The sequence below is a fragment of the Roseateles sp. genome, assembly GCF_039595595.1.
Classification (GTDB): domain Bacteria; phylum Pseudomonadota; class Gammaproteobacteria; order Burkholderiales; family Burkholderiaceae_C; genus Roseateles.
The window spans coordinates 124,387-151,369 of the sequence record NZ_JBCNLG010000002.1 but is presented as its reverse complement, the minus strand read 5'-3'; the positions used below and the strand labels follow the sequence as shown (position 1 = coordinate 151,369).

The window sequence follows — 26,983 nt, the reverse complement described above, 5'->3', positions numbered from 1 at the left end:
ACGCCATGAAGATCTCCACCCGCTTCGCGATCGTCGGCGCCGCCTGCGCGGCCGCGGCGCTGGCCATCGCGATCGCGCTGGGCATCTCCGGCCGCCAGGTGGAGCGGGGCATCCACAAGAACCGCGCCGCGGCCGACATCGTCGAGTCCGTGGCGGGCCTGCGCTACCTGTCGCTCGAGTACGCGCGTCAGCCCGAAACCCGCATCGAGGTGCAGTGGGCCAGCGCCTACCGCTCGCTGGGCGCGGTGCTGGGCCGGGCGGCGGACTTCGATTCGCGCGAGGAGCAGGAGAGCGTCGCGCAGATCCGCGAGGCCTACGACAAATCGCCGGCGGTGTTCGCCGAGCTGGTGCGGGCGCAGCGCGCGCGCCAGGCGGGCGAGGGCGATCACCTGGTCCTGGACGAATGGGCCGGGCGGCTGACCGCCGCGATGGCGCGCAAGTCGCTGATCATGATGACCGAGTCATTCCGGCTGCAGGACATCAGCCGCGAGGAAGTCGGGGCCGCGCAGCAGCGCGCCTTCGCGATCGTGCTGGGCTTGCTGGCGGCGCTCGCGGCGACGCTGGCGGGCAGCATGTTCTTCGTCTTCCGCGGCATCGCGCGGCCGCTGGCCCGGTTGCGCGAAGGCATGCGGCGCGTGGGCGCCGGCGATCTGGCGCACATCGTCGGCGACACCGGCTCGGACGAGATCGCCGAGCTGGCGCGCGAGTTCGACCGCATGAGCGCGCTGCTGCGCACCACCACGGTCTCGCGCGACCGCCTCGCCGACAGCGAGGAGCGGACCCGGCTGATCCTCGATGCCGCGCTCGACGCGGTCGTCGGCATCGATGCCGAGGGCCTCATCACGCACTGGAATCCGCAGGCGCAGGCCATCTTCGGCTGGAGCCGGGACGAAGTGGCGGGCCGCTCGCTGGCCGATGTCGTGGTGCCGGAGCGCTTCCGCGACGCGCATCGGGCCGGTCTGCGGCGCTATCTCGAGACCGGCGTGGCGACGGTGCTGGACCGGCGCGTCGAGCTGCGCGCGCTGCGGCGCGACGGCAGTGAATTCCCCATCGAACTGGCGATCACGGCGCTGCGCGCGAGCGGCGGCGGCGTGAGCTTCAACGCCTTCCTGCGGGACATCACGGAGCGCAAGCTCGGCGAGGCCCGGCTCAAGGCGCAGCTGGCGAGGCTGGATCTGCTCAACCAGATCACGCGCGCGACCGGCGAGCGGCAGGATCCGCACAGCATCTTCCAGGCGGTGATCCGGCATCTGGAGGACCATGCGCCGGTCGACTTCAGCTGCGTGTGCCTGCGCGATCCGGAGGGCGGCACGCTGCGTGTCACCGGCGTGGGCATCAAGAGCGCGCCGCTGGCGATGGAGATCGCGCTGCCGGAGCAGGCGGCGCTCTCGATCGACGGCAACGGCCTGTCCCAGTGCGTGAAGGGCCACCTGGTCTACGAGCCCGACGTGAACGCGGTGCCTTTCCCCTTCCCGCAGCGCCTGGCGCGGGGCGGGCTGCGCTCGCTGGTGATGGCGCCGCTGCAGTCGGAGAACCGCGTGTTCGGCGTGCTGGTGGTGGCGCGGCGCGAGGCGCAGGCGTTCAGCAGCAGCGACTGCGAGTTCCTGCAGCAGCTCAGCGAGCACGTCAGCCTGGCCAGCCACCAGGCGCAGCTGCACGCGGCGCTGCAGCAGGCCTACGACGACCTGCGCCAGACGCAGCAGGCGATCCTGCAGCAGGAGCGGCTGCGGGCGCTGGGCCAGATGGCCAGCGGCATCGCGCACGACATCAACAACGCGATCTCGCCGGCCATGCTCTACACCGAGAGCCTGCTCGAGCGCGAGCCCGGGCTGAGCGCGCCGGCGCGCCGCGCGCTCGAGAACATCGCCCGCGCGATCGACGACGTGGCCGCGACGGTGGCGCGCATGCGGGAGTTCTACCGCCAGCGCGAGAGCGGGCTGGCGCTCGCGCGGGTGCGGCTGAACGAGCTGGTGCGGCAGGTGGTGGAGCTGACGCGCGCGCGCTGGAGCGACATGCCGCTGCAGCGCGGCGCGGTGATCCGGCTGCACACCGACCTGGCTGCCGAGGATCCGGTGGTGCTGGGCACCGACAACGAGTTGCGCGAGGCGCTGATCAACCTCGTCTTCAACGCCGTCGACGCGATGCCCGACGGCGGGGAGCTGACGATCCGCACGGCGGTCGAGCTGGCGTCCGGGACCGCGTCGGGGGTGCTGTCCAGCGCGGTGGCGCTGGAGGTCGCCGACACTGGCATGGGCATGGACGAGGCGACGCGGCGCCGCTGCCTGGAGCCCTTCTTCACGACCAAGGGGGAGCGCGGCACTGGCCTGGGTCTGGCGATGGTCTATGGCATCGCGCAGCGGCATGGCGCCGATCTCGACATCCGCAGCGCGCCTGGCGAGGGCACTCGGGTGGCGCTGCGCTTCAGCGCGCCGCCGGAGGACGCCGGCGCCGCCCCGCCGCCACCGGCCGAGTCCGAGGACCCGCCGCCGCCGCAGCGGATTTTGCTGGTCGACGACGATCCGCTGCTGCTGCGGTCGCTGCGCGAGACGCTGGAGGCGGACGGCCATGCGGTCGAGACGGCGCACGCGGGGCAGGCCGGCATCGATGCGTTCCGCGCCGCGATGCATCGCGGCAACCGCTTCGAGGTCGTCGTGTCCGACCTGGGCATGCCGCACATCGATGGCCGCCAGGTCGCGGCGGCGGTCAAGGCGGCGTCGCCCGACACGCCGGTGATCCTGCTCACCGGCTGGGGTCAGCGGCTGGTCGACGAGGGCGACATGCCACGGCATGTCGACCAGGTGCTCAGCAAGCCGCCCAAGCTGCGGGAGCTGCGCCGGGCCTTGTGGCGCGCGATCAGGGAGACCTCGTGAGGGGCGCGGCCTGGCTCCCGGCGCGCTGGCCGCTGCGGCTGCAGGTGGCGGCGCTGGTCGTGGCGGTGTCCTCGCTGCCGCTGGCGCTGTGGGCCTACGTGGACCTGAGGCACAGCCGCGAGCGCATGCTGGACAGCCTCAAGAGCCTGCTGGAGGCGCGGGCCGACCAGATCGTGCGCGAGGTCGATGCCTTCCATCGCGGCTACCGCAACGCTTCGCAGCGCCTGGTGCGCCTTCCGGAGTCCGGCGCATTCTGCGACGCCGATCCGCCGCGGCGGGCCGCCCTGCTGGCCGGCGTGCAGGGGGCGCTCTCGACCTTTCCCAACAGCGACGCGGCCGTGCGCGGCGCTGCGCTGATCGACGCGCGCGGGCGTGTGATCGCGGCGACCGAAGAGAAGCTGGTCGGCGCCGAACTCGGCGAGCGGCCCAACGTCCAGGCGGCGTTGGCCGGGCGCGAGGTCATTTCCGATCCCTACATCTCGTCGCCGCGCAGCGGTGCCGCGCCGACGGTGGGGTACTTCGCGCCGCTGGCGGGCCCGGACGGCGTGCGCTGCGTGGCCGCGATCTGGGTGCGGGCGGAGGCGTTCTGGCAGGCGGTCCGCAGCTCGAATGAGCAGGCGGGCAAGGACAGCTTCGCCGTCATCTTCGATCACGCCGGCATCCGCATCGCCCACACCTACAGTGAGGACATCGTGTTCCGGCCCGGCGGCGCGCTGCCGCCGGCGGAGCTCGAGCAGTTCGTGGCCAAGCAGCGCTTCGGCGCGCGCACGCGGGAGCTGCTGACCGACGTGCGGCCCTTCCCCGAGCAGTTCGAGCGGGCCCGTTCGGCCGCGCCGGACCTGGCGGTCTTCCGGGGCTGGGCGCCGGTGAACGCGCAATGGAACTACGGCGTGGCGCGGCGCTTCCGGACGGTGGACTGGACCGTGTTCTACATGGTGCCGGAGCGGGCCTTCGTCGCGGAGATCGACGGCATGACGCGCCAGCGGCTCGCGCTGGCCGCCGTCATCATCGCGGGCTCGGGTGTGGCCGGCCTGCTGCTGGCGGGCGGCATCCTCAGGCCGATGCGCTCGCTGGCGCGCGCCGCCCGGTCGCTGGCCGCCGGCGACATGAGCATCCGTGTTCCGAGCACGCGCGCCGACGAAATGGGCGATCTGGTGAATGCCTTCAACGCGATGGCGGACGATCTGCAGACCAAGGCGGAGCACGTGGCGCGAGCCAACGATGCGCTCGAGGCGCGCGTGCGCGAGCGCACCGCCGCGCTGAGCGCGGAGGTGGCCGAGCGGCAGGGCGCGGAGGCGCGCCTGCAGGCGCAGCTCGAGCGGCTGCAACTGCTGGACCAGATCACCGCGGCGATCGCGGAGCGGCTCGATCTGCCCAGCATCTATCAGGTGGTGATCGGCAGCCTGGAGGACCGGCTGCCGGCCAGGCTCGTGAGCGTGCTGACGCTGGATGCCGAGCGGCGCATGCTCGCGCCGGTGCGCACCGGCACTGGCTTCGAGGCGCTGGCGGGCGCGCCGGGATCGGGCGATGGCGTGGTGCCGGTGGGCGGCACCGACGTGGCGCGGGCGCTGGAAGGGCAGTTGGTCTACGAGCCGGATCTCACGGAGCTCTCGCTGCCGCTCGCGCGGCGCCTGGTCGATCACGGGCTGCATTCGATGGTGCTGGCGCCGCTGCGGGCTGGCGACAGTACGTTCGGCCTGCTGCTGGCGGCCCGCAAGCCGAGTCACGGCTTCACCAGCGCGGAGTGCGAGTTCCTGCGCCAGCTCAGCGCGCACGTCGCGCTGGCGGCGCGCCAGGCGCAGCTGCACGGCGACCTGCAGCGCGCGTACGACGAGCTGACGCAATCGCAGCAGACGGTGATGCAGCAGGAGCGGCTGCGCGCGCTGGGGCAGATGGCCAGCGGCATCGCGCACGACATCAACAACGCGATCTCGCCGATCGTGCTCTACACCGATGAGCTGCTCGAGCGCACGCCGGGCCTGGACGAGCGCACGCGCTCGCGGCTGGCGGTGATCGCCCGCGCCATCGACGACGTCGCCGCGACGGTGGCGCGGATGCGCGAGTTCTACCGCCAGCGCGATTCGACCGCGCGCCACGGTCGGCTGCAGTTGAACGAGCTGGTCCCGCAGGTGGTGGAGCTGACGCGCGCGCGCTGGAGCGACATGCCGCAGCAGCGCGGCGCGGTGATCCGGCTGGTGAGCGAGCTCCACCCCGCGCTGCCCGAGATCCTGGGCGGCGAGAGCGAGTTGCGCGAGGCGCTGATCAACCTGATCTTCAACGCGGTCGACGCGATGCCCGATGGCGGCGTGCTGACGCTGCGCACGTCGATGCGGCCGGCGGCCGACGCTGGCGCCGATGCCGGCCCGGCGGCGCGGCGGCATCGGGTGCTGATCGAGGTGTCCGACACCGGTGTCGGGATGGACGAGGCGACGAGGCGGCGCTGCCTGGAGCCCTTCTTCACGACCAAGGGCGAGCGCGGCACCGGCCTGGGCCTGGCGATGGTCTACGGCGTCGCGCAGCGGCATGACGCGGTGCTGGAGATCGACAGCCGCGTCGACGGCGGCACCACGGTCCGTCTGGCGTTCGCGGCGCCGGAGACCGTGATGGCCGCCGCGGCTGAGCCGGTGGACCTGGCGCCCGCGCGGCCGCTGCGTGTCCTGCTGGTGGACGACGATCCGCTGATCCTGCGCTCGCTGCGGGAATCGCTGGAAGGCGACGGCCATGCGGTGGTGACGGCCGATGGCGGGCAGGCGGGCCTGGACGCGTTGCGGGACGAGGCGGCCGGCGGCTTCGACGCGGTCGTGACCGACCTCGGCATGCCCTATGTCGACGGCCGGCGCGTGGCCCTGGCGGCCAAGGCGCGGCGGCCGGGGCTGCCGGTGATCCTGCTGACCGGCTGGGGACAGCGCCTCATCGCGGATGGGGAGACGCCGCCTGGCGTCGACCTGGTGCTGGGCAAGCCGCCCAAGCTGCGCGAGCTGCGGACGGCCCTGGCGCGGCTGGTGCCGCAGCCGGCCTTGAAGGGAGAGCACGCATGAGTCCGAACGGTCCCGCGGGTCCAGCGAGTCCCGCGCCGGTGCGTCTGCTGATCGTCGATGACGAGGCGCGCCACATGGAGGCGCTGCGCGACACGCTGAGCGGCCATGGCTACGAGGTGGCCGGCCACGCGAGCGCCGCGTCGGCGCTGTCGGAGCTCAGGCGGCGGCCGTTCGACGTGCTGCTGACCGACCTGGTGATGCCTGGCATGACCGGCATCGAGCTGCTGCGCGCGGCGCTGCAGATCGATCCGCAGCTGGTGGGCATCGTGATGACGGGCGAGGGCAGCATCGCCACCGCGGTGGAGGCGATGCGCTCGGGGGCGACGGATTACGTGCTCAAGCCATTCCGGCTGGCGTCCATCCTGCCGGTGCTGGGGCGCGCGGTGGAGATCGGCCGCCTGCGGCGCGAGAACACCGCGCTGCAGGCCAGCCTGCGGCAGCGGGCCGACGAGCTCGAGGCCAGCAACCGCGAGCTGGACGCCTTCACGCGGTCGGTGTCGCATGACCTGCGCACGCCGCTGAATGCGCTGCTCGGCTTCTCGGTGCTGCTGCAGCAGACGGTGCAGACGCTGTCGCCGCGCGAGCGCAGCTGGCTCGAGGGCATTCAGCAGGCGGCGGAGCACATGACGCACCTGATCGAGGCGCTGATGCGGCTGTCGCAGATGGGGCGGCGTGCGCTGGCGCTCGCGCCGGTCGATGTGGCGGCGCTGGTGGGCGAGGTTGTCGATGAACAGCGGCGCGTGGCGGGCGCGGCGGCGGTGCGTTTCGTCGTCGGGGAGATGCCGCCGGTCGTGGCGGACGGGCCGATGCTGCGCCAGGTGTTCGCGAACCTGATCGGCAATGCGGTGAAGTATGCGAGCCGCAGCGAGCCGCCCCGCGAGGCGACGATCCGCATCGGCGGCGAGCGCGATGGCGCGGAGGCGGTCTTTTTCGTCAGCGACGACGGTCCGGGCTTCGATCCGGCGGATGCGGAGCGGCTGTTCGATGCCTTCATCCGGCTCAAGGGGGCGGATGGCGTCGAGGGCCATGGGGTGGGGCTGTCCATCGTGCAGCGCATCGTGCAGCGGCACGGGGGGCGGGTCTGGGCGGTGTCGGCGCCAGGGCAAGGCGCGACCTTCCGGTTCGCGCTGCCGGCGCAGCCGCAAGGGTGAGTTCATTGCGAATCGGATGGTGGGATTCGAGCCCTTGTGGGGATTGCTCAACTCTCGAAGCGCCCATGAGGCCAACACGCAACGTATCCGGGCGCCGCTGAAATCGACCCTCCCCGAACGGGCCTTTAATGACTGCTTGCCGTGGTGTTGAAGGTGGTGACGAGATGGGGACGAAGGACGTGGCTGGAGAGCAGGTTCAACCGCGCGCGGGCGTGGCGCCGACCGGAGGGATCGAAGACCAGGTTGTCGACGCCGCCCGCAAGCGGGCCGACGAGGTCGTGCAGCAATTTGAGCGAGGCGGGTATTTCCCGACCTATGACGAACTGGACGAAGCGGAAAAAACCTGGCGGCTTCAGCACACGCGCGAACTGGTGCGGCAGATCTATATCGCGGACCCACGGGTATTCGACGACGGCAACGAAAAGCAGGCCAAGATCATCATCCGCCTGCTTGATCGATTGGCGGTGTCGAATGAGAGCGACGCGCTGATGGATGTGCTGGACGGCGTTCTCGAATTGGATGCCGAATCAATGACGCGCCTGGCGAATCAACTTCGCTTGTCGTCGATGGAAAACATCGCCGCCTCCATCGAGGTATTGCAACGGCGGGCGATGGCGGTGCAGCAAATGCGGCATCTGATGACCGCGCACTATCGTGACGTGCTCGAAACGCCGGATCTTCAGCGGATCATTGAAAACAATACGTGGCTTTTTGGTCCGCAGTACGAGACGCTGGGCGCCGAAGACGATACCTTTGCCGAGATCGCCAGGAAGGCCCGCGATCAAGTGTTCGGGACGTCCGAACCTGAACTGGCGGATGTCGAGCAGGCAGACGATCTTCCAGGCGCGAAGCGCCAGGCGGACCTGTTCCTGGCAAGGAAATTTCCGACCTTCGATTCGAGCGGGCGACAAATCTACAAATGCATCGTCATCGAGATCAAGCGTCCGGCGATCTCCCTCAACACGAAGCACTTGAGGCAACTTGAGGACTACGCAGAGATTCTCAGGCGGTTGCCCGAGTTCAAATCCGTCAAGATGCATTTCGAGCTGATCCTCGTGGGCCGGCAGATTTCCTCGGCGTCGGTCCTGATCGAAGATCGACTCGAAGAGCTTTCAGATCGCGGTGATCTCGGCCTTGTCTTGAACCGGCCGCGAATGAAGCTCTACGTGATGAACTGGTATTCGCTGCTGGACAGCTTCGATCTGACCAACGGCTTCATGCTGGAAAAGCTCAAGATGAAACGGGCAGAGCTGGAATCCAAGACCAAGAGCCAGTTGGTTGCCGAGCTTCAGGTCGCTCATTGAATGGTCACCGCGGCCACATGCAACTCGATACTTGCTTACATTCCTTGGCCTCGATGACGAGACGATCCAATGGTGACCTCTCTGCTTCGGGTCGTGCTGCCCCCATTCCTGATCCTGGGCTCGATGACGGCATGCGCCGCGCCGGAGCCTTTTTCGTGCCCAGCCGAACTTGGTCCGACCGAGCAAAAGGCGCTCCAAACCCCGGCCGGGTGGAGTGCGACTGTCGAGGGTTCCGGCCCGGCGCGCCACGCGTTGACGGGATTCATGATCAATCTCGGTCCGGTGACGAAGTCGGATGGCGCCATCTATGACGATCTGCGCCAGAAGAAGGATGGACAGGGCGGCGTGACGGAAACAGCGACCTGGAAAGTTGACGCACTCGACGACGCCTATGCGGTATGCACGTACCACCGCACGGCGGTGGTGCTGAGCCGGCCGCTGAAGGGCTACACCGAGTGCAGGATGGTTCAGGAGCGCAAGCGGGATTCGGCCTTCCGGTTAAAAGAAGCCGGCTGCCGCTGAGAAAAAGAAAAAGGCCTCGAATGAGGCCCTTTGGAATCTCTCCGGATATTCGTCCCGGATCAGACGTTGAACAGGAAGTTCAACACGTCGCCATCCTTGACGACATATTCCTTGCCTTCCGCCCGCATCTTCCCGGCGTCCTTCGCGCCCTGTTCGCCCTTGAATTGGATGAAATCCTCGAAGGCGATCGTCTGCGCGCGAATGAAGCCGCGCTCGAAATCCGTGTGGATCACGCCCGCCGCCTGCGGCGCCGTGTCGCCGATGTGGATCGTCCACGCCCGCACTTCCTTCACGCCCGCCGTGAAGTAGGTCTGCAGCCCCAGCAGCTTGAAACCCGCCCGGATCAGCCGGTTCAGGCCCGGCTCGTCCTGACCCATCTCGGCCAGGAACATCGCGCGGTCCTCATCCTCCATCTCCGAAAGCTCCGCCTCGGTCTTCGCGCAGATCGCCACCACCGGGCCGTTCTGCGCCGCCGCGTATTCCTTCAGCCGGTCCAGGAAGGGGTTGTTCTCGAAACCATCCTCCGCCACGTTGCCCACGAACATCGCCGGCTTGGCCGTGATCAGGCACAGCGGCTTCAGGATCACCCGCTCCTCCTTGCTGAAGTCGATCGTGCGCACCGGCTTGGCCTGGTCCAGCGCCGCCTGGCACTTCTCCAGCACCTTCACCAGCGCAATCGCCTCCTTGTCACCGGCCCGCGCCACCTTGTTGTAGCGGTGCAGGCTCTTCTCCACCGTGCCCAGGTCCGCCAGGCACAACTCGGTCTGGATGACCTCGATGTCGGCGATCGGGTCCACCTTGCCGTTCACGTGGATCACGTTCGGATCCTCGAAGCAGCGCACCACGTTCACGATCGCGTCCGTCTCGCGGATGTGCGACAGGAACTGGTTCCCCAGGCCTTCCCCCTTCGACGCGCCAGCCACCAGGCCCGCGATGTCCACGAACTCCACGATCGCCGGCACGATGCGCTCCGGCTTCACGATCTCCGCCAACTGGCCCAGGCGCGGGTCCGGCAGCTCGACGATGCCGACATTGGGCTCGATGGTGCAGAAGGGATAGTTCTCGGCGGCGATGCCGGCCTTGGTCAGCGCGTTGAAGAGGGTGGACTTGCCCACATTGGGCAGGCCCACGATGCCGCATTTGAGGCTCATGGTCGACTTTCGGAAAAGCTGATGTCTTGTGTGGGCCGGCGGCGACGCGCGCAGGCGAAGAAGGCGGCATTTTAGTCAACCCGCAATTCCTTCCAGGGAGCACCGCCGCCGCCCCTGCCTACAATCCCCGCCCATGGAAAAGTACGACGTCCTGGTGCGCGGCAGCGGCTGCGTCGGCCGCAGCCTGGCGCTGGCGCTCGGCGCCCGCGGCCTGCGCGTGGCCCTGCTGACCCGTCCGCCCGCCCCGGCGACCCCAGGCGCTTCGGGCGCTTCGGCCGACGTCCGCGCCTACGCCCTCAACGCGAGCTCCGTCGCGCTGCTGAGCCGCCTGCGCGTCTGGGAAGGCCTGGCCGAGGACGCCCGCACCCCCGTCCACGACATGCGCATCCACGGCGACCGCGCCGGCGCCGAACTGCATTTCAGCGCCTGGCAGCAGGGCGCCGGCGAACTGGCCCACATCGTCGACGCCGCCGCGCTCGAGGACCAGCTCGACGCCGCCTTGCGCTTCGCCCCGCATGTGCAGCGCGTGACCGAGCCGGTCCCCGCCACGCTGCAGGCCCTGTGCGAAGGCCGCGACACCGTCGCCGCCCAGGAGTTCGGCGTCCATTACGAGCGGCACGACTACGGGCATCTGGGCGTCGCCACCCGGCTGACCGCCAGCAAGCCGCATCAGGGCCAGGCCTGGCAGTGGTTCCGCTCCCCGGACGTGCTGGCGCTGCTTCCCTTCGACCGCCCCGAGCCCGGCCACAGCTATGGCCTGGTGTGGTCGCTGCCGCGCGAGGAGGCCCGCCGCCTGCTCGCCGCCGGCCCGGCCGAGTTCGAATCCGCGCTGCTCGAAGCCACCGGCGGCGCGGCCGGCACGCTCAAGCTGGCCGGCGAGCGCCAGGCCTGGCCGCTGCAGCTGTGCCGCGCCGACACGCTCTGCGGCCCCGGCTGGGTGCTGCTGGGCGATGCCGCGCACCTGGTCCATCCGCTGGCCGGCCAGGGCCTGAACCTGGGCCTGGCCGACGTCGAGGCCCTCGTCGACGTCATCGCCGCCCGCGAGTCCTGGCGCAGCCTCGGCGACGAGAAACTGCTGCGCCGCTACGCCCGCGCCCGCGCCGCGCCGACCTGGGCCATGGGCGAACTGACCGACAGCCTGCTGCGCGGCTTCGCCAGCCAGGTGCCGGTGATCGCGCGGCTCCGCAACGAGGGTCTGCGCCTGGTCGATCGCGCCGGCCCGCTGAAGAAATGGCTCACGGCGCGCGCGCTCGGCCACTGAACGGTCCTGTCCGTTCGTCCCACGATTTTCGAAAGTCCCCCATGAAGTCCTCGATCCTCCCCCGCAAGTCCCTGGCCCTGGCCGCCGCGATGACCGTGCTCGGCCTGATCGGCTGCTCGGCGCAGGCCAACGAGGAGACCATCCGCAAGAACCTCGCCGCCGTGATGCCCAAGGACATCAAGATCGACGAGGTCCGTCCCGCGCCCATCCCCGGCCTTTGGGAACTGCGCATCGGCAGCGAGATCCGCTACACCGACGCCACCGGCCAGTACCTGATCGAGGGCGAGATCCTCGACCTCAAGAACCGCCGCCGTCTGACCCAGGAGCGCATCGAGAAGATCACCGCGATCGAGTTCGCGTCGCTCCCGCTGAAGGACGCGATCGTCTGGAAGAAGGGCGACGGCAAGCGCCGCATCGCCGTCTTCGCCGATCCGAACTGCGGCTACTGCAAGCGCTTCGAGAAGTCGCTGCAGGAGGTCGACAACATCACCGTCTACACCTTCGTGATCCCGATCCTGGGCGGTGACTCGCCCGCCAAGTCGCGCGCCGCCTGGTGCGCCAAGGACAACACGCTGGCCTGGCGCAACTGGATGATCGACGGCACCGCGCTGCCCAAGTCCGAGGCCAGCTGCGACGCCACCGCCATCGACCGCAACCTCGCGCTGAGCCAGAAGATCCGCGTCACCGGCACGCCGGCCATCCTCTTCGAGGACGGCACCCGCGCGCCGGGCGCGATCAGCCCGGAGCAGCTCGAGCAGCGCCTGCAGGCCGTCCAGAACGCGGACAAGGCCCAGAAGAAATCCTGATCCGGCCCGGATCGCCACGGCCCCGCCCACTTCGATGAACGACCGCTCCGCCCACACCGCCCCGGCCCATGCCGCCTCGGCCTCCGTCAACCCGGTCGCGCTGCGGCTCGGCTACGCTGGCCTGATCCCGTTCGTGCTCGGCGCGGCGCTGGTGTGGCTGGTCCGCGAGGACGCCCATCCCTACGTCACCGACGGCCTGTCGCGCTACGCGGCGGTGGTGATCTCCTTCCTCGGCGCGATCCACTGGGGCCTGGGCTTCCGCCAGAACATCCCGTCGCCGGCGCCCTTCATCTGGGGCGTGGTGCCGGCGCTGCTGGCCTGGATCGCCTCGACCATGCCGGCCTACGCCGGGCTGGTCGTCGAGGGCGCGCTGCTGATCGCCTGCTATGTGTGGGACCGCCGGACCTATCCGGCGCTGGGCGCGTCCGCCTGGCTGACCCTGCGCTTCCGGCTCAGCGCCGTGGCCGCGCTGAGCTGCTTCATCGCCGCCCAAGGCACGTGATCGAGAACCGCCCAGCCGCGCGCCGCGGCCGGGCAAAAGGCTTGTAGGCTGCCCTCATGACCGCCCGCCCCACGATCCACTACCGCATCGCCGCCGCCGATCCGCACGCGCACCGCTTCGAGGTCACGATGACCGTGCCGGCGCCTGATCCGGACCAGGTCCTGAGCCTGCCGGTCTGGATCCCCGGCAGCTACCTGGTGCGCGAGTTCTCCCGTCACCTCGGCGCCATCACGGCGCGCCAGGGCACGCGCGAGGTGACGGTCACGCAGATCGCGAAGAACCGCTGGCGCTTCGACTGCACCGGCCGCGCCGCGCTGGTGGTCAGCTATCCGGTGTACGCCTTCGACACCTCGGTGCGCGCAGCCTTCCTGGACGCGCATCGCGGCTTCTTCAACCCGACCAGCCTGTGCCTGCGCGCGCAGGGCAAGACGGAGCTGCCGCATCGCGTCGAGCTGGCCGGCCTGCCGGCGGGCTGGGACATCGCGACGGCGATGACACCGGTCGAGGACGCGAAAAGCCAGTTCGAGGCGGCCGACTACGACGAGCTCGCCGACCATCCGTTCGAGCTGGGCCCGTTCTGGCGCGGCGAGTTCGTCGCGGGCGGCGTGCCGCATGAGTTCGTCGTATCGGGCGCGCTGCCGGTCTTCGATGGCGAGCGGCTGCTGCGCGACGCGCAGAAACTCTGCGAGACGCAGATCCATTTCTGGCACAACGGCAAGGGCAAGCCGCCGATGGCGCGCTACGTGTTCCTGCTGAACTGCACCGACGACGGCTACGGCGGCCTGGAGCACCGCGCCAGCACGGCGCTGATCGCGTCGCGGCGCGACCTGCCGCGGCTCGGGCAGACCGAGGTCAGCGAGGGCTACGCGAAGCTGCTCGGCCTGATCAGCCACGAGTACTTCCACACCTGGAACGTCAAGCGGCTGCGGCCCGATGTCTTCGAGCGCTATGACTACGAGCAGGAGAACTACACCGAGCTGCTGTGGTTCTTCGAGGGCTTCACCTCGTACTACGACGACCTGTTCCTGGTGCGCGCCGGCCTGATCGACGAATCGCGCTACCTGAAGCTGATCGCGCAGACCTTCACCCAGGTGCTGGGCGCGCCGGGCCGCAAGCATCACAGCGTGGCGCGCTCCAGCTTCGAGGCCTGGACCAAGTACTACCGCCAGGACGAGAACACGCCCAATGCCGTCGTGAGCTACTACGCCAAGGGCGCGATGGTGGCGCTGGCGCTGGACCTGTCGCTGCGCGGCGCGGAGAAGGGCGACAAGCCGGCCTCGCTCGACGACCTGATGCGCGGTCTGTGGAAGGACACCGGCGGCGGCCTGGTCAGCGAGGCCCGCATCCTGGCCAAGCTCGCGGACCTGGGCGGCGAGGCGATCGCGCAGACGCTGTCCACCTGGGTGCATGGCACCGACGACCTGCCGCTGCCGCAGTTGCTGGAGAAGTTCGGCGTGCGCTGGTCCCATGACAAGCCGACGCTGGCGCAGCGCCTGGGCCTGCGCGTGGCGGAGGCCGATGGCGTGGTGACGATCAAGAACGTGCTGCTGGAGGGCGCCGGGCTGGCGGCCGGCTTGAGCGCGGGCGATGAACTGATCGCCTGCAACGGTTGGCGCATCCGCAAGCTCGAGGACCTGCCGCTGACGCTGAACCACGTCGATCCGCAGCAGCTCGAGCTGCTGGTGGCGCGTGACCAGCGGCTGCTCACGCTGATGCTGACGCTGCCGACCCAGGACAGCGCCGCGCGGCCGGTCTGCCTGGGCCTGCTGGACAAGGCGCCGGCGCGCGCGCAGAGCCTGCGGCGCGCATGGCTGGGCGGCTGAGCGCCGTCCGCGGCGAACCCGGCAGAGCCCGGCGCCGCGGCGCTGTCGCGCTGGCCGCCCTGACGCTGGCGGTGCTGGCGGTCCACCTGTGGCTGCTGAGCGGCGCGCGCGATCTGCATGACCAGTGGATGCCGGCAACGCCGGAGCCCGAGCGGCTGAAGGCGGCATTCGTCCGCGAGCTCAAGCCCGCCGCGCCCCCGCCGCCCGCGGCGGCGGCGAAGCAGGAAGGACCGCCAGGCGCGCCCAAGCGCGTCGTGCAGACGCTGCCGGCGACCGTGGGCGCCGGCCCGGCGCCGCTGCCCCCCGATCCCGCCGCGAGCCAGCCGCCGCCCGAGTTGCAGGCGCTCGCGATGCCGCCGGCGCTGGCCGTCTCCGAGGCGGCCGGCGACTGGATGCCGGGCATCGAGTGGCCGCTGTCCACCGAGCTCGACTACAAGCTGACCGGCGACTACCGCGGCCCCGTCTATGGCGATGCCCAGGTGCAATGGCTGCGCGAGGGCTCGCACTACCAGGTCCATCTGGAAGCGTGGATCGGGCCGAAGATCGCGCCGTTGATGTCGCGCCGCCTGAGCAGCGATGGCGAGATCACGCCCATCGGCCTGGTGCCGCGGCGCTTCGATGAGGTGACCGGCGGCCTGGCGGGGGGGCGGCACTCGACGCTGCGCTTCGACATCGGCGGCGTGATCATGGCCGACGGACGCCGCGAGCCAGCGCCCGACGGCACGCAGGACGCGGCCAGCCAGTTCGTCCAGTTCACCTGGCTGTTCCTGACGGGGCGGCAGACGGTGGCGGGGGACACGCTGATCCAGCAGCCGCTGGCGCTGCCGCGCAATCTCCATCTGTGGCGCTACCGGATCGTCGCGCTGGAGGAGGTCGCGACGCCGCTCGGGCCGATCCCGGCGTGGCACGTGGACTCCGACATGAGCGACACGCGCGGCGACATGCAGGCCGAATTCTGGCTGGCGCCGTCGCTGCAGTACCTGCCGGTGCGGGTGCGGCTGTGGCAGAACCGCGCGAAGGATCCGCGCACGCAGATCGACCTCGTGCTGAAGGCGCCGCCCCGGCAGGCGATGCCGGCGGCGCCGTCGCCGGTGGCGCCGGCATCTTCGGCGGCGTCGGCGCCTCTATAGTTGCCGCCATTCCAGCTGAGGAGACATCCCATGATCCAGGCCCTGAGCGGCGTGAGCTTCGAGAACATCCTGGTCGAGGTCGCCGGCACCGGCGAGCGCAAGACCGGCGTGATCCGCCTGAACCGCCCCAAGCAACTGAACGCGCTGAGCGACCCGCTGATGGATGAACTGGGCCGCGCGCTGCTGGCCTTCGACGCGGACGACGGCATCGGTTGCATCGTGCTGACGGGCAGCGAGCGCGCCTTCGCCGCGGGCGCGGACATCCCGACGATGGCGCCGCACACCTTCATGTCGGCGTTCAAGAGCGGGCTGATCTCCAAGAACTGGGAAACGATCCTGCAGGTGCGAAAGCCGGTGATAGGCGCGGTGGCGGGCTTCGCGCTGGGCGGCGGCTGCGAGCTGGCGATGATGTGCGACTTCATCATCGCGGCCGAGACGGCGCGCTTCGGACAGCCGGAGATCAAGCTGGGGATCATTCCCGGCGCGGGTGGCACGCAGCGCCTGCCGCGCGCGATCAGCAAGAGCAAGGCCATGGACATGCTGCTGACGGCCCGGATGATGGACGCGGCGGAAGCGGAGCGCGCGGGGCTGGTGTCGCGGGTGGTGCCGGCGGAGCAACTGATGGCCGAGGCGCTGACGGCGGCGGAGACGATCAACGGCTTCAGCGGGCCGTCGACGATGCTGATCAAGGAGCTGGTGAACCTGGCGTACCAGGGCGGGCTGACGGAAGGCGTGGCGATCGAGCGCCGGCACTTCCATGCGCTGTTCGGCACCGACGATCAGCGCGAAGGCATGGAAGCCTTCCTGGCGAAGCGGGCGCCGATCTTCAAGCACCGCTGAAGGGGGGCGGCCCTCGCCCGCAAGCGGGTGAGGAAGTCACGGGCAGGGTGGCGGGGACGGGGCGTCGAAACTGAAACAATCCTTGACCCCGAGCGGTGTACGCCTGTCCCTGCGGCCGCGATTGTTGACGATCCGTGAACGGATCTTTCCAGAATGGCTAGTGTTTTCCCGGAGGGGCGACGCCTAGAGTTCAGCCCATGGACGACGCGGAGTGCGGAGTCCGGTGCCACGAACCGCTGAGGAGCCCACCATGAACACGCTGACCAAGACCGCCCTGATCGCCGCCGCCTTCCTGACCGCCGGCGTCACTTTCGCCGCCGAACCGGTGGAAAAGACCCGCGCCGAAGTGATCGCCGAGCTGCAAGCCGCCCGCGATTCCGGCGAGGTCGCCGCGCTGAGCGCTGAGCAGGCCGGCGTCGGTGCCCTGAACAACGGCATCAACGCCCCGACGGCTACCCAACTGGCCGCCAAGGCCGCCGCGCAGAAGACCGCCGCCAAGAAGGGCGCGTCGAACGAAGGCAACGCCGCCAAGTAAGGCACGCCGCTTCCCCCCTCGACACTGCCGGGCGCACCGGCCGGCCAGGGGAAGGCCAAAGGAAAAGGGACACCTCGCGGTGTCCCTTTCTGCTTTGGGGCCTTCTTTTCTTGCGCCGTCGCCCGCTTGGGGAGAGGGCCAGCGGCCGTCCGCCGTTGCTCAGCCCTCGCGCCGCAGCGCCGGGAACAGGATCACGTCGCGGATCGACGGGCTGTCGGTGATCAGCATCATCAGCCGGTCGATGCCGATGCCGCAGCCGCCGGTCGGGGGCATGCCGTACTCCAGCGCGCGGATGAAGTCCGCGTCGAAGAACATCGCCTCCTCGTCGCCGGCGTCCTTGTTGGCGACCTGCGCCTGGAAGCGCGCGGCCTGGTCCTCGGCGTCGTTCAGCTCGGAGAAGCCGTTGGCGTACTCTCGGCCGGTGATGAACAGCTCGAAGCGCTCGGTCAGGGTCGGATCCGTGTCCGACGCGCGCGCCAGCGGCGACACCTCCACCGGGTAGTCGACGATGAAGGTCGGCTCCCAGAGCTTCTCCTCGACCGCCGCCTCGAACAGCCCGAACTGCAGCGCCGACAGGCCCCAGTGCGCCGGCGCTTCCTCGCCCAGCGCCTTCAGCCGGGCGCGCAGCACCTCGGCGTCATCGGCCTCGGCCTCGCTCACGCCGGCGTGCACGATCAGCGATTGGCGCACCGACAGCCGCGTGAACGGCTTCTCCAGATCCACCGGCTTGCCGGCGTAGCTCACCACCGCGCTGCCCGTCGCGGCGCGCGCCGCGTGGCGGATCACTTCCTCGGTGAAGCTCATGACCTCCTGGTGGGTCCAGTAGGCCGCGTAGAACTCCATCATCGTGAACTCGGGGTTGTGCCGGACGCTGATCCCCTCGTTGCGGAAGTTGCGGTTGATCTCGAACACGCGCTCGAACCCGCCCACCACCAGGCGCTTCAGATAGAGCTCCGGCGCGATGCGCAGGTACATCTCCTGGTCCAGCGCGTTGTGATGCGTGATGAAGGGCTTCGCGTTCGCGCCGCCCGGGATCGGGTGCAGCATCGGCGTCTCGACCTCCAGGAAGCCGTTCTCCACCATGTAGGAGCGGATCGAGGACACCGCCTTGGAGCGCGCCACGAAGCGCTCGCGCGCCTTGCCGTCGGAGATCAGGTCGGCGTAGCGCTGGCGGTATTTCTGCTCCTGGTCGGCCATGCCGTGGAACTTGTCCGGCAGCGGGCGCAGCGACTTGGTCAGCAGCCGCAGCGTCGTGACCTTGACCGACAGCTCGCCGGTGCGGGTGCGGAAGAGCGTGCCTTCGGCGCCGAGGATGTCGCCCAGGTCGAAGTGCTTGAAGTCGTTGTAGACCTCGTCGCCCAGCGCGTCCTTGGACAGGAACAGCTGGATCGCGCCGGTGGCGTCCTGCAGCGTGGCGAAGCTGGCCTTGCCCATGATGCGCTTGAGCATCATGCGGCCCGCCACCGTCACGGCGACGGCCTGCGGCTCGAGTTCCTCATTGGGGAGCTCGCCGTACTGCGCCTGCAGCGGCTGCGCGCGGTGCTGGGGTTTGAAATCGTTGGGGAAGGCCGCGACGCCCCGGGCTTTGGCCTTCTCGCGGATGGCGGCGAGTTTCTCGCGGCGTTCGGCGATCAGCTTGTTGTCGTCTTGTGCGGGCGCCGCTTGGTCGGCGCCGGTGTGGGGGGCTTGGGGCTGGCTCATCGTGGACCTGGAAAAAGCTGGGCGCGATTTTAGGCTTTTAAAATCGCGCCCCATGCCTCAGTTCCCCATCCTGGACCGCCCCGTCCGTGTCGCCCTTGTCGGCTGCGGCCGCATTTCGAAGAACCATGTCGAGGCGCTGACCCGTCACGCGGGCCGCGCCGAGCTGGTCGCCGTCTGCGACACGCGCCCCGAGGCCGTCCAGGCCGCGCTGGCCCAGACCGGCCTGCCCGCGCAGCAGGGCTTCCTGTCGCTGGACGCGCTGCTGGCCGGCTCCGATGCCGATCTGATCGTGCTGTCCACGCCCAGCGGCCTGCACGCGCAGCAGGCCATCGCCTGCGCCCGCGCCGGCCGCCACGTGCTCAGCGAGAAGCCGATGGCGACCAAGTTCGAGGAAGGCCAGGCCATGGTCCGCGCCTGCCGCGACGCCGGCGTGAAGCTCTTCGTCGTCAAGCAGAACCGCCTCAACGCGACGGTGCAGCTGGTCAAGAAAGCGCTGGACCAGGGCCGCTTCGGCCGCATCTTCATGAGCACCGTCAACGTGTTCTGGACCCGCCCGCAGAGCTACTACGACGCCGCCCGCTGGCGCGGCCGCTGGGACATGGACGGCGGCGCCTTCATGAACCAGGCCAGCCACTACGTGGACCTGCTGGACTGGCTGGTCGGCCCGGTGGACAACGTGCATGCCTATACGGCCACGCTGGACCGCGACATCGAGGCCGAGGACACCGGCGTGCTGGCGCTGCGCCTGCGCCACGGCGGCCTGGCCAGCATCAACGTGACGATGCTGACCTATCCGCAGAACCTGGAAGGCTCGATCACCATCCTTGGCGAGAAGGGCACGGTCAAGATCGGCGGCACGGCGGTCAACAAGATCGAGCACTGGGCCTTCGACACGCCCCATCCCGACGACGAGCTGGTGAAGAACGCCAGCTACGAGACCGCCAGCGTCTACGGCTTCGGCCACGCGGCCTACTACGACAACGTCATCCAGACGCTGCGCGGCGAGGCGCAGGCGCAGGTCGACGGCTACGAGGGCCTGCGCTCGCTGGAGCTGCTGATCGCCGCCTACCGCAGCGCGCGCGACGGCCAGCGCGTCGGCCTGCCGCTGGTGTTCTGACATGGGCTGGTGGAAGCACGACAGCGCCATCGTCGACGACGGCGCGCAGCTCGGCGACGGCACCAAGGTCTGGCACTTCAGCCATGTCTGCGCCGGCGCGCGCATCGGCGAGGGCTGCTCGCTGGGGCAGGGCGTCTATGTCGGCAACGACGTGACCATCGGCCGCAACGTGAAGATCCAGAACAACGTGTCGGTCTATGACGCGGTGACGCTGGAGGACGACGTCTTCTGCGGCCCGTCGATGGTCTTCACCAATGTCTACAACCCGCGCTCGGCGGTGCCGCGCAAGAGCGAATACCGCCGCACGCGGGTCCAGCGCGGCGCGACGCTCGGCGCCAACTGCACCGTCGTCTGCGGCGCGACGATCGGCGAGTACGCCTTCGTCGGCGCTGGCGCGGTGGTCAAGGGCGACGTGACGCCGTATGCGCTGATGGTCGGCGTGCCGGCGCGCCAGATCGGCTGGATGAGCCGCCATGGCGAGAAGCTCGGCCTGCCCGTGGAAGGCCAGGGCCGCGCGGCCTGTCCGGCGAGCGGCGATCTCTACGAACTCAACGGCCGGGCGCTGCGCCTGGTGGATCCCACGGAGCCCCAGGCATGAGCCTTCCCTTCATCGACCTCAAGGCGCAGTACGCCGCGCTCAAGCCGAGCATCGACGCGCGCATCCAGCGCGTGCTGGATCACGGCCAATACATCATGGGCCCGGAGGTCAAGGAGCTCGAGGCCGCGCTGGCCGCCTACGCCGGCACGCGGCACTGCATCACCGTGGCCAGCGGCACCGAGGCGCTGCTGATCGCGCTGATGGCGCTGGACCTGCAGCCCGGCGACGAAGTCATCACCACGCCCTTCACCTTCGCCGCGACGGCCGAGACCATCGTGCTGCTCGGCGGCGTGCCGGTGTTCGTCGACATCGAGCCGGACAGCTGCAACCTGGACGCCGCGCTGATCGAGGCCGCCATCACGCCGCGCACGAAGGCGATCATGCCGGTGAGCCTGTACGGTCAGGTGTGCGACATGGACGCGATCAACGCGATCGCGGCGCGGCACGGGAACATCCCGGTCATCGAGGACGCGGCGCAGAGCTTTGGCGCGACGTACAAGGGCCGCAAGAGCTGCGGCCTCTCGACCTGGGGCGCGACCAGCTTCTTCCCCAGCAAGCCGCTGGGCTGCTACGGCGACGGCGGCGCGCTGTTCACCGATGACGACGCGCTGGCGCAGGCCGCGCGCGAGATCCGCGTCCACGGCCAGAGCCAGCGCTACACCCACACGCGGGTGGGCGTCGGCGGGCGCATGGACACGCTGCAGTGCGCGGTGGTGCTGGGCAAGCTGGAACGCTTCGACTGGGAGATCGCGCAGCGCCTGGCCATCGGCGAGCGCTATCAGCAGCTGATTGGCGAGCTGCCGCTGCAGCGCCTGGCCGTGCGCGAGGACCGCGATTGCGTGTGGGCCCAGTTCACCGTGCAGGTGGACCGCCGCGACGCGGTGGCCGAGGCGCTCAAGCAGGCCGGCATCCCGACCGCGATCCACTATCCGAAGCCGCTGCACCGCCAGCCCGCCTACGAGCAGCGCTGCCGCGTCGCGACGCCGCTGCCGCATGCCGAGGCGGCCGCGGCACGCGTGATGAGCCTGCCGATGAGCGCCGACCTGAGCGCGGCGCAGCAGGACCAGGTGATCGCCGCGCTGCGGGCCGCGCTGGCCTGACGCGGCGATCGTTCCACACCGCCACGACAAGGCCACACCGATGCAGCTGGGCTACACGCTGGACGCCGTGCGCGGGCGAATGCGCGCGCGGGTCGCGGCGTGGCTGGGACTGGGCGTCGGCGTGCGCGCGCAGATCCATCCCGGCGCGCGGGTGCGCTGCGGCGCGGGCAGCGCGCTGGGCAACGGCAGCATCCTGTACCGCGATGTCCAGGTGCTGGCCACGGGCGAGGGGCGCTTCACCATCGGCGCGCGCAGCCACGTCGCGCCGGGCGGCTACCTGCTGGTGGGCGGCCAGCGCCTGAGCATCGGCGACGACGTCGCCATCGGCCCGGGCCTGATGCTGTTCTGCGAATCCAACGCGGTGACCGCGCGAGGGCTGTTCCGCGATCACTACCGGCGCGCCGACATCCGCATCGGCAACAACGTGTTCATTGGCGCGCGCGTCACGGTGCTGCCGGGCAGCGTGATCGACGATGACGTCGTGGTCGCGGCGCACGCGGTGGTGCGCGGCCATCTGGTGCGCGGCTGGGTCTACGGCGGCGTGCCGGCGGTGCCGCTCCACCGGATCGACGGCGTCAAGACGCCGCCGGACCCGTCATGAAGGGTCATGTCGCCAGTGCGCTGCGCTGGCGCGACTTGCCCGCCGCGCTCTGGCACTGGCTGCGGCGCGGCCCCGGCAGCGCGGAGGACTTCCGCGCCGCGTTCGCGCGCAGCCTGGGCCTGGACCCGGCGCGGGACGGCGAGCTGCGGCTGTTTGGCGCCGGGCGCGCGGCGCTGCATGCGTTCACCGCGTCGCTGGAGTTGCCGCCCGGCGCGGAGGTGCTGCTGCCGGGCTACACCTGCGTGGTCGTGCCCAACGTGTTCATGCACCTCGGGCTGAGGGTGCGCTACGTCGACATCGCGCCGGACGATTTCAATCCCACGGCGGCGGCGATCAGCGCGGCCATCGGTCCGGCGACGCGGCTGGTCGTCGTGCCGCACAACTTCGGGCTGGTGCTCGAGGGCCTGCAGGCGTTGATGGCGTCGCATCCGGACGTGGTCTTCGTCGAGGACGCCGCTCACGCGTGGGGCAGCACCGACGCGCAGGGGCGCGTCGCCGGCACGCTGGGCCACGCGGCGTTCTTCTCCTTCGAATACTCCAAGCCGTTGACCACCGGCATCGGCGGCGCGCTCGTGATCCGTGACGAGGCGCTGCGCGCGCGCTTCGCGGCCCGCATGCCGGCGCTGCATGCGCCATCGGCGCGGGCGGTGGTCAAGCAATGGCTCACGCTGTGCTGGCATCGCCTGACGATGAGCCTGCCGCGCGCCGCGCTGCGCGTGCTGGCCGCGCTGCTGCGCGCGCCGTCGCGGATGCTGGGCGTCGTCGCGAAGACGCCTGACAGCGAGGTCGCCGGCGACACGCAGCCCGACTACCGCGCCGGGCTGCATCCGCTGAGCGCCGCGCTGGGCCTGATGCAGGCGCGCCGCTTCGCCGAGATCCATGCACTGCGCCGCGCGCAGGCGGCCGGTTACGACGCGCTGCTCGCGAATCTCCCCGGCTGGGAGCGGCCCGCGCGAGCGGCTGGCGCCGTGCTGCTGCGCTACCCGCTGCGGCTGCCCGGCGCCGCCGCGCGCGACGCGGCGATCGCCGCGCTCGACGCCGAGGACATCGTCGGCGGCACCTGGTTCGACGACGTCGTGCATCCGCGCGGCAGCCGCCGCTTTGGCTATGCCGAAGGCGACTGCCCGAACGGCGAGCGCGCCGCGCGCGACGTGCTCAACCTGCCGCTCGGCCGCCACGCGCGCCTGAGCGCGGCGCAGCGCGCCGCCGTGCGCGCGATCGCCGAGCGCCACGGAGGAGCGTCCGCATGACCGTGCGCCGCCGCTTCGCCCAGCTCGCCGGCGCGTCGATGCTGACGCAGGCGTTGCCGATGCTGATCGCGCCGCTGCTCACGCGCTGGTATGGCGCCGAGGCGCTCGGCCACTGGGCGCTGTTCGTCGCGCTGGCGGCCAATCTCGCGACCATCGCCAATGCCCGCTACGAATACGCCATCGTGCTGCCGCGCCGCGATGGCGAGGCCGCGCTGGTGCTGCAGCTGGCGCTGTGGATCGCGCTCGGCGTGGGCCTGCTGACCGCTGTCGGCGCCAGCGCCTGGCACCTCGCGATGGCGCATCACGCCAAGCTCGGTGGCCGCTGGGTCGCGCTCGACCAGCTCGACCCCTGGCTGCTGATGCTCGCGCCGGTGGTCGCGCTGGCGGGCATGCAGCAGGCGCTCAGCCTCTGGAACAACCGCCAGGGCCGCATCGACGTGATCGCGCAGGCGCGCGTGCTGCAGCAGGGCGTGATGGCGGCGGCGCAGGCGCTCGCCGCGCTGGGCGGTTTCGCCGGCGTGGCCGCGCTGGTGCTGTCGCAGAGCCTGGCCGCGCTGCTGGCGCCGCTGTGGCTGCTCGCGCGCGGCAGCCGCTGGCGCCGTGCGACGCGGCTGGACCAGTCCGGCAAGTCCTGGCACTGGCGCCACCTGAGGCGGCTGGCCTGGCGCTACAAGCAGTTCCCGCTGCTCAACAGCCCGCACGCCTTCGTCAACGCGGCGCAGGAGACGCTGGTGCTCGCGCTGATCGCCGCCTGGGCCGACGCGGCCACGGCCGGCTACTACGCGCTGATGGTGCGGCTCGTGAAAGCGCCGGCGACGCTGGTCGGCGGCGCGCTGTCCGAGGCGCTGCTGGGCGAGCTCGCGCGCGACTGGCAGCGCGGCGTCGACCTGCGCCCGCGCCTGATCCGCGGCATCAAGCTGCTCGCGCTGGTGGCGCTGCCCTGCATGGCAGTGCTGATCGCGGCCGGGCCGGCGCTGTTCGGTTGGCTGCTGGGCGCCGGCTGGGCGACGGCGGGCGAGTACGGCCGCTGGCTCGCGCCCTATGTCGCGGCCCACTTCATCGCCGCGCCGCTGACCGTCACGCCGATGGTCACGGGGCGGCAGCGCGGCGCGCTGGTCTTCAGCCTGGTGGGCAACGCGCTGTACGTGCTGCCGGTCGCGCTGGTGCTGAGCGCCGGCGGCCGGCTGACGACGGCGCTGGGCGCCATCGCGGTGCTGCTGCCGATCTATTTCGCGATCTACCTCGCGTGGCTGGTGCGCGGCGCGGCGCCGCGTCCGGCCCTCGACGGAGTGCCTGCATGAGACTGGTCCTGATCGGGGACGGCGAGAGTCCCCACCTCCTGAAATGGGCGCGCGCGCTGTCGCAGCAGCGCGAGCTCGAACTGTGGGCCGCGTCGACACGCGGCTTCGCGCCGGAGTTCCACTTCCTGATCCCCGAGGACCGCCGCCTCGCGCTGAACACCGATCCGGCCCACGCCGGCGGCAACTTCGCGGTGCTCAAGCAGTTGCCGGCGCTGGGCGCATGGCTCAAGCGGGTTGATGCCGACTGGCTGCATGCGCACTACCTGACCTCGCATGGCACGCTGGCCTGGGCGGCGCGGCGCGGCTGGAAGCTGCGCGCGCGCATCGCCGGCTCGGCGTGGGGCAGCGACATCCTGGTCACGCCCGGTCAGGGCTGGGCCTACCGCTGGCTGACCACGCAGGTGCTCAAGGCCTGCGCGATCACGACCTCCGATTCCGAGCACATGAGCGCCCGCATGCGCGAGCTCGGCGCGAGCGAGGTGATGACCTTCCCCTTCGGCCTGGAGCAACTGCCCAAGCAGAACGTGCGCAAGCAGCCTTGGCTGTTCTTCGCCAATCGCGGGCTGGAGCCGATCTACCGCCCGCATCGCGTCATCGAGGTCTTCGCCGCGATCGCGGCGCGACAGCCGCAGGCGCGCCTGGTCGTCGCCAACGACGGCTCGCTGCGCGGCGCGCTCGAGGCGCAGGTGGCCACGCTCGGCCTGAGCGGCCGCGTCGAGTTCACCGGCCGCCTCGACGCCACTTCGCAGGGACGCCGCTACGCGCCGGCACGCTGGTTCCTGAGCCTGCCGGAGAGCGACTCCGTGTCGGTCTCGGTGCTGGAGGCGATGGCGCACGAGTGCCTGCCCATCCTGTCCGACCTGCCCGCCAATCACGAGGTGCTGGGCACCGCCGGCAGCCTCGAGCTGGTGAGCCCGGGGACGCTGCTCGGCCGCCATGGCCTGATCCTCAAGGAGGACGAAGACCTGACCACGCTGCCCGACCGGCTGGAACTGCTGGCTGGTCAGGCGGAGGTCGGCGGCCAGCCGATCGATGCCGACCGGCTCGGCGCCGCCAACCGCGCGTGGGTCGCGGAGCATGCGATGTTCGGGCCCGCCGTGACGCGCTTCATCGCGCGATTGAAGTCCCTATGAAACTGCTGCTGATCAATCACTACGCGGGCTCGCCGAAGCACGGCATGGAGTTCCGCCCGTACTACCTGGCCCGCGAGTGGGTCCGCGCGGGCCATCAGGCGCTGATCCTGGGCGCGTCCTACTCGCATGTGCGCAGCACGCAGCCGGAGCCCGGCATGGCCGCGATGAGCGGCGTGAACTACCTGTTCTACGACACGCCCGAGTACCAGGGCAACGGCGTCGGCCGGGTCAAGAACATCTGGTCCTTCTGCCGCCAGGTCTGGAAGGACGCCGACATCCTGGCGCGCGAGTTCGCGCCGGACGTGGTGATCGCATCCAGCACCTATCCGATGGATGTGTGGGTCGCGCGGCGTATCGCGAAGCTGGCCAAGGCCAAGCTCGTCTACGAGGTCCACGACCTGTGGCCGCTGTCGCCGATCGAGCTGTCGGGCATGTCGAAGTGGCATCCGTTCGCGATGCTGTGCCAGAAGGCGGAGAACGATGCGTATCGCGACGCCGACGCCGTCGTGTCCATGCTGCCCAAGGTGCATCAGCACATGGCCGCGCACGGGCTCGATCTGAAGAAGCTGCACATCGTGCCCAACGGCATCACGCTCGACGAATGGTCCGAGCAGGGCGAGCCGCTGGACGCCGCGATCCAGGCGCACCTGGATGCCGAGCGCGCGGCGGGGCGCACCGTCGTCGGCTATGCGGGCTCGATGGGCGAACCCAACGCGCTCGATGTGCTGCTGGATGCCGCCAAGCGGCTGAAGGAGCGCGGCGATCCGGCATCCGCGGCGCTGAGCTTCGTGCTGGTCGGGGGCGGCCACCTGCGCGAGCACCTCGAGGCCCGCGTGCGCGACGAGGCGCTGACGAACGTCGCGATGTTCCCGGCGATCCCGAAGGCGCAGATCCCGTCGCTGCTGCAGGGGTTCGACATCGCCTACATCGGGTGGCAACGCACGCCGATCTATCGTTTCGGCATTGCGCCCAACAAGCTGATGGACTACATGATGGCCCAGCGTCCGGTGCTGCATTCGGTGGAGGCCGGCAACGATCCGGTGGCCGAGGCCGGCGCGGGCCTGACCGTGCCGCCGCAGGACGCGTCCGCCGTCGCCGCTGGGCTGCTCCAGCTGGCCGCCGTGCCCGTCGCGGAGCGCGCGGCGATGGGCCGGCGCGGGCGCGAGTTCGTGCTGGCGAATCACACCTATCCGGTGCTGGCGCAGCGCTTCATCGACGCGGTGTCCTGACCTGTCGCGAGGACCTTTGC

At 70.4% G+C, this 26,983-nt stretch carries 22 protein-coding genes; 20 read left to right on the top strand and 2 right to left on the bottom strand.

The window, feature by feature from the left end; translation table 11 throughout:
* Positions 1-5: 5 nt before the first annotated feature.
* The 5 genes from ABDW61_RS03450 to ABDW61_RS03430 all read left to right on the top strand — a co-directional run bounded on the left by ABDW61_RS03450 (position 6) and on the right by ABDW61_RS03430 (position 8,885).
* Positions 6-2,870, top strand: a complete 2,865-nt coding sequence (locus ABDW61_RS03450; protein WP_343636236.1) for a PAS domain S-box protein — start codon at positions 6-8, stop codon at positions 2,868-2,870.
* On the top strand, positions 2,867-5,908 hold the full coding sequence (locus ABDW61_RS03445; protein ID WP_343636234.1) for an ATP-binding protein: 3,042 nt from the start codon (positions 2,867-2,869) through the stop codon (positions 5,906-5,908). The genes ABDW61_RS03450 and ABDW61_RS03445 overlap by 4 nt, the downstream gene beginning before the upstream one ends.
* Positions 5,905-7,059 carry a hybrid sensor histidine kinase/response regulator gene (locus ABDW61_RS03440; RefSeq protein ID WP_343636232.1) on the top strand — a complete coding sequence of 385 codons (1,155 nt, stop codon included), beginning with the start codon at positions 5,905-5,907 and terminating at the stop codon, positions 7,057-7,059. Before ABDW61_RS03445 ends, ABDW61_RS03440 begins: the two co-directional genes overlap by 4 nt.
* Positions 7,060-7,187: 128 nt before the next feature.
* Positions 7,188-8,363, top strand: coding sequence for a hypothetical protein (locus ABDW61_RS03435; protein ID WP_343636231.1), 1,176 nt, complete (start codon positions 7,188-7,190; stop codon positions 8,361-8,363).
* A gap of 69 nt (positions 8,364-8,432) precedes the next feature.
* Positions 8,433-8,885, top strand: a complete 453-nt coding sequence (locus tag ABDW61_RS03430) for an STY0301 family protein (RefSeq protein WP_343636229.1) — start codon at positions 8,433-8,435, stop codon at positions 8,883-8,885.
* 59 nt (positions 8,886-8,944) lie between these two features.
* Here ABDW61_RS03430 and ychF read toward each other — a convergent pair whose 3' ends face one another.
* Positions 8,945-10,036: a redox-regulated ATPase YchF gene (gene ychF / locus ABDW61_RS03425; protein WP_343636227.1), complete on the bottom strand. Its 1,092-nt coding sequence runs from the start codon at positions 10,034-10,036 to the stop codon at positions 8,945-8,947.
* 133 nt (positions 10,037-10,169) lie between these two features.
* On the opposite strand from ychF, the gene ABDW61_RS03420 reads away from it, so the two are divergent.
* The 7 genes from ABDW61_RS03420 to ABDW61_RS03390 all read left to right on the top strand — a co-directional run bounded on the left by ABDW61_RS03420 (position 10,170) and on the right by ABDW61_RS03390 (position 16,933).
* Positions 10,170-11,297, top strand: a complete 1,128-nt coding sequence (locus tag ABDW61_RS03420) for an FAD-dependent monooxygenase (protein WP_343636225.1) — start codon at positions 10,170-10,172, stop codon at positions 11,295-11,297.
* Between the two features lie 41 nt (positions 11,298-11,338).
* Entirely contained in the window at positions 11,339-12,103 is a 765-nt protein-coding gene (locus tag ABDW61_RS03415; RefSeq protein WP_343636223.1) for a DsbC family protein, read from the top strand.
* A 34-nt stretch (positions 12,104-12,137) separates the two neighbouring features.
* Entirely contained in the window at positions 12,138-12,605 is a 468-nt protein-coding gene (locus ABDW61_RS03410; protein ID WP_343636221.1) for a DUF3429 domain-containing protein, read from the top strand.
* A 56-nt stretch (positions 12,606-12,661) separates the two neighbouring features.
* On the top strand, positions 12,662-14,428 hold the full coding sequence (locus ABDW61_RS03405; protein ID WP_343636219.1) for a PDZ domain-containing protein: 1,767 nt from the start codon (positions 12,662-12,664) through the stop codon (positions 14,426-14,428).
* The gene (locus ABDW61_RS03400; protein ID WP_343636217.1) at positions 14,413-15,558 is read left to right on the top strand and encodes a DUF3108 domain-containing protein; all 1,146 of its coding nucleotides are present in this window, start codon (positions 14,413-14,415) and stop codon (positions 15,556-15,558) included. The genes ABDW61_RS03405 and ABDW61_RS03400 overlap by 16 nt, the downstream gene beginning before the upstream one ends.
* 30 nt (positions 15,559-15,588) lie before the next feature.
* A complete protein-coding gene (locus ABDW61_RS03395) occupies positions 15,589-16,398 on the top strand; it encodes an enoyl-CoA hydratase (RefSeq protein ID WP_343636215.1) in 810 nt (269 codons plus the stop codon).
* A 250-nt stretch (positions 16,399-16,648) separates the two neighbouring features.
* Positions 16,649-16,933, top strand: coding sequence for a DUF4148 domain-containing protein (locus ABDW61_RS03390; RefSeq protein WP_343636213.1), 285 nt, complete (start codon positions 16,649-16,651; stop codon positions 16,931-16,933).
* A 159-nt stretch (positions 16,934-17,092) separates the two neighbouring features.
* Here ABDW61_RS03390 and lysS read toward each other — a convergent pair whose 3' ends face one another.
* Positions 17,093-18,634 carry a lysine--tRNA ligase gene (lysS, locus tag ABDW61_RS03385; protein ID WP_343636211.1) on the bottom strand — a complete coding sequence of 514 codons (1,542 nt, stop codon included), beginning with the start codon at positions 18,632-18,634 and terminating at the stop codon, positions 17,093-17,095.
* A gap of 52 nt (positions 18,635-18,686) precedes the next feature.
* Between lysS and ABDW61_RS03380 the strand changes: the two genes are divergently transcribed.
* Genes ABDW61_RS03380 through ABDW61_RS03345 form a run of 8 tightly spaced genes read left to right on the top strand, consistent with a single transcriptional unit; the run spans position 18,687 to position 26,963 of the window.
* Positions 18,687-19,751, top strand: coding sequence for a Gfo/Idh/MocA family oxidoreductase (locus ABDW61_RS03380; RefSeq protein ID WP_343636209.1), 1,065 nt, complete (start codon positions 18,687-18,689; stop codon positions 19,749-19,751).
* Position 19,752: 1 nt separating this feature from the next.
* Positions 19,753-20,349 carry an acyltransferase gene (locus tag ABDW61_RS03375; protein WP_343636207.1) on the top strand — a complete coding sequence of 199 codons (597 nt, stop codon included), beginning with the start codon at positions 19,753-19,755 and terminating at the stop codon, positions 20,347-20,349.
* Positions 20,346-21,449, top strand: a complete 1,104-nt coding sequence (locus ABDW61_RS03370; protein ID WP_343636205.1) for a DegT/DnrJ/EryC1/StrS family aminotransferase — start codon at positions 20,346-20,348, stop codon at positions 21,447-21,449. Before ABDW61_RS03375 ends, ABDW61_RS03370 begins: the two co-directional genes overlap by 4 nt.
* Positions 21,450-21,489: 40 nt before the next feature.
* The gene (locus ABDW61_RS03365; RefSeq protein ID WP_343636201.1) at positions 21,490-22,050 is read left to right on the top strand and encodes a DapH/DapD/GlmU-related protein; all 561 of its coding nucleotides are present in this window, start codon (positions 21,490-21,492) and stop codon (positions 22,048-22,050) included.
* A complete protein-coding gene (locus tag ABDW61_RS03360) occupies positions 22,047-23,300 on the top strand; it encodes a DegT/DnrJ/EryC1/StrS family aminotransferase (protein ID WP_343636199.1) in 1,254 nt (417 codons plus the stop codon). The genes ABDW61_RS03365 and ABDW61_RS03360 overlap by 4 nt, the downstream gene beginning before the upstream one ends.
* The gene (locus ABDW61_RS03355) at positions 23,297-24,601 is read left to right on the top strand and encodes an oligosaccharide flippase family protein (protein ID WP_343636197.1); all 1,305 of its coding nucleotides are present in this window, start codon (positions 23,297-23,299) and stop codon (positions 24,599-24,601) included. Before ABDW61_RS03360 ends, ABDW61_RS03355 begins: the two co-directional genes overlap by 4 nt.
* A complete protein-coding gene (locus ABDW61_RS03350) occupies positions 24,598-25,734 on the top strand; it encodes a glycosyltransferase (RefSeq protein WP_343636195.1) in 1,137 nt (378 codons plus the stop codon). The genes ABDW61_RS03355 and ABDW61_RS03350 overlap by 4 nt, the downstream gene beginning before the upstream one ends.
* Positions 25,731-26,963 (top strand): glycosyltransferase family 4 protein, encoded by a 1,233-nt coding sequence (locus tag ABDW61_RS03345; protein ID WP_343636193.1) that lies wholly within the window; start codon positions 25,731-25,733, stop codon positions 26,961-26,963. Before ABDW61_RS03350 ends, ABDW61_RS03345 begins: the two co-directional genes overlap by 4 nt.
* The last annotated feature ends 20 nt before the right edge of the window (positions 26,964-26,983 follow it).

Bases quoted from the DNA above. Each gene is read 5' to 3' on its own strand.
- ABDW61_RS03450 (WP_343636236.1), top strand. From the start codon at position 6: ATGAAGATCTCCACCCGCTTCGCGATCGTCGGCGCCGCCTGCGCGGCC.
- ABDW61_RS03440 (WP_343636232.1), top strand. From the start codon at position 5,905: ATGAGTCCGAACGGTCCCGCGGGTCCAGCGAGTCCCGCGCCGGTGCGT.
- ABDW61_RS03435 (WP_343636231.1), top strand. From the start codon at position 7,188: ATGACTGCTTGCCGTGGTGTTGAAGGTGGTGACGAGATGGGGACGAAG.
- ABDW61_RS03430 (WP_343636229.1), top strand. From the start codon at position 8,433: ATGGTGACCTCTCTGCTTCGGGTCGTGCTGCCCCCATTCCTGATCCTG.
- ychF (WP_343636227.1), bottom strand. From the start codon at position 10,036: ATGAGCCTCAAATGCGGCATCGTGGGCCTGCCCAATGTGGGCAAGTCC.
- ABDW61_RS03420 (WP_343636225.1), top strand. From the start codon at position 10,170: ATGGAAAAGTACGACGTCCTGGTGCGCGGCAGCGGCTGCGTCGGCCGC.
- ABDW61_RS03415 (WP_343636223.1), top strand. From the start codon at position 11,339: ATGAAGTCCTCGATCCTCCCCCGCAAGTCCCTGGCCCTGGCCGCCGCG.
- ABDW61_RS03410 (WP_343636221.1), top strand. From the start codon at position 12,138: ATGAACGACCGCTCCGCCCACACCGCCCCGGCCCATGCCGCCTCGGCC.
- ABDW61_RS03405 (WP_343636219.1), top strand. From the start codon at position 12,662: ATGACCGCCCGCCCCACGATCCACTACCGCATCGCCGCCGCCGATCCG.
- ABDW61_RS03400 (WP_343636217.1), top strand. From the start codon at position 14,413: ATGGCTGGGCGGCTGAGCGCCGTCCGCGGCGAACCCGGCAGAGCCCGG.
- ABDW61_RS03395 (WP_343636215.1), top strand. From the start codon at position 15,589: ATGATCCAGGCCCTGAGCGGCGTGAGCTTCGAGAACATCCTGGTCGAG.
- ABDW61_RS03390 (WP_343636213.1), top strand. From the start codon at position 16,649: ATGAACACGCTGACCAAGACCGCCCTGATCGCCGCCGCCTTCCTGACC.
- lysS (WP_343636211.1), bottom strand. From the start codon at position 18,634: ATGAGCCAGCCCCAAGCCCCCCACACCGGCGCCGACCAAGCGGCGCCC.
- ABDW61_RS03380 (WP_343636209.1), top strand. From the start codon at position 18,687: ATGCCTCAGTTCCCCATCCTGGACCGCCCCGTCCGTGTCGCCCTTGTC.
- ABDW61_RS03375 (WP_343636207.1), top strand. From the start codon at position 19,753: ATGGGCTGGTGGAAGCACGACAGCGCCATCGTCGACGACGGCGCGCAG.
- ABDW61_RS03370 (WP_343636205.1), top strand. From the start codon at position 20,346: ATGAGCCTTCCCTTCATCGACCTCAAGGCGCAGTACGCCGCGCTCAAG.
- ABDW61_RS03365 (WP_343636201.1), top strand. From the start codon at position 21,490: ATGCAGCTGGGCTACACGCTGGACGCCGTGCGCGGGCGAATGCGCGCG.
- ABDW61_RS03360 (WP_343636199.1), top strand. From the start codon at position 22,047: ATGAAGGGTCATGTCGCCAGTGCGCTGCGCTGGCGCGACTTGCCCGCC.
- ABDW61_RS03355 (WP_343636197.1), top strand. From the start codon at position 23,297: ATGACCGTGCGCCGCCGCTTCGCCCAGCTCGCCGGCGCGTCGATGCTG.
- ABDW61_RS03350 (WP_343636195.1), top strand. From the start codon at position 24,598: ATGAGACTGGTCCTGATCGGGGACGGCGAGAGTCCCCACCTCCTGAAA.
- ABDW61_RS03345 (WP_343636193.1), top strand. From the start codon at position 25,731: ATGAAACTGCTGCTGATCAATCACTACGCGGGCTCGCCGAAGCACGGC.